The sequence below is a fragment of the Arthrobacter sp. 10T413_2 genome (assembly GCF_056394205.1).
Window position 1 is genome coordinate 1 of sequence record NZ_JBFTHK010000338.1, and the last position, 1,570, is coordinate 1,570.

General features: G+C 65.3%; 1 protein-coding gene and 1 pseudogene. One reads left to right on the forward strand and one right to left on the reverse strand.

Annotated features, from left to right (window positions below; translation table 11 throughout):
• Positions 1-201: 201 nt before the first annotated feature.
• Complete coding sequence (locus AC1DBQ_RS23270) at positions 202-360, forward strand: hypothetical protein (protein ID WP_476930743.1); 159 nt, start codon at positions 202-204, stop codon at positions 358-360.
• Between the two features lie 127 nt (positions 361-487).
• Here the strand turns inward: AC1DBQ_RS23270 and AC1DBQ_RS23275 are convergent.
• Positions 488-1,570: pseudogene (locus tag AC1DBQ_RS23275) on the reverse strand (hypothetical protein); the annotation flags it as partial.

Here is a 1,570-nt window from a genome sequence, read left to right on the forward strand (position 1 = left end):
GTTATGAGCCCTCAAAACGGCCCCTGCTGCGAGCTAGTTGGGGGAGCCGTTATGAGCCCTCAAAACGGCCCCTGCTGCGAGCTAGTTGGGGGAGCCGWGGGCGGCCAGGTCAGCCGGTGCGGGCGACGGCAGGAAGTTTTTTGCGGGTGGCCGTCAGTTTTGCCGCTTCCGGCGCCCKATGTTCTGCGGATGAATGGAGGAGTGGAAATCAGCAACAGCAATAAGGGACTGGGCCTGTTCCGGGCCACCGGGATCTATGTCGGGGCGATCCTCGGTTCGGGTGTCCTGGTGCTCCCGGCTATGGCGGCCGACGTGGCCGGCCCGGCCTCACGGGTCCCCACAGCCCTTGGTAGCCCTTGACACGGTGAGATGTCTAACCCAGGCGAGGCGTAGGAGCCGCAAATCGTGCCGGCTCCTACGCCCTAAATCGCACCTACCAACGGGAGAACTGACCTTCATATAGGCCGGCCGGATCGATCTTCGGCGGTCAAACGACTACTGGTGTGGCGGCGGAGGTCTTCGCGGTGGTGGTGTAGCCGGTCTTGGTTCMGGTGACGGTGATGGTGAGGGTCTTGCCGGTATCGGCCGCGGCGATCTTGTAGGTCGCGGCGGTCGCGCCGAGGATGGCGACGCCGTTGGCTTTCCACTGGTACGTCAGGGTCACCGGTGACGGTCCCCAGGTTCCGGGGACCGCGGTCAGGGTCGAGCCGACCTTCGCGGTGCCCGTGATGGTCGGCACCGGCGCCGTCAGAGAGCCTTTCGCGACTACTGCTGTGGCGGTAGAGGTCTTCGCGGTGGTGGTGTAGCCGGTCTTGGTTCCGGTGACGGTGACGGTCAGGGTCTTGCCGGCATCGGCCGCGGCGACCTTGTAGGTCGCGGCGGTCGCGCCGAGGATGGCGACGCCGTTGGCTTTCCACTGATACGTCAGGATCACCGGTGACGGTCCCCAGGTTCCGGGGACCGCGGTCAGGGTCGAGCCGACCTTCGCGGTGCCCGTGATGGTCGGCACCGGCGCCGTCAGGGAGCCTTTTGCGACTACTGCTGTGGMGGCGGAGGTCTTGGTAATGGAGGGGTACCCCGCCTTGCTGCCGGTTACTTTCAGGGTGATGGTCTTGCCAAGGTCGGCGGCAACCAGTGTGTAGGTTTTGCCCGTTGCCCCGGTAATGGCGGTTCCGGAGCGGAACCACTGGTAGCCGAGCACGTCCGGCGTGGGCGACCAGGTTCCCGTCACAGCCGTCAGGGTCCGACCCACCTGGGGAGTCCCGGAGATGCCTGGCACAGGAGTTGCGGACCAAATCCAGCCCATGTTGAGGGTGTAGGTCTTGCCCCAGCCTGCCCAGCTGTCCCAGCCATCGATTCTGATGTAGGCACGGCCAGCGGGGAGGTTGATTACTTGGCTGGCGAGCCAGCTGCCGTCGGCGGCGGAGCCGTCGAGGTCGAAGCTGTAGAGGTTGGTGCCGTTGGCGTTATAGATGTTGAGCGTGTAGGCGGTTCCGGTTCCGAGCCCGGCGGGGAACTTGAAGTTCAGGCCGGCCCGGCCTGCCTTGGGCAGGTCGATGGCGTAGTAATC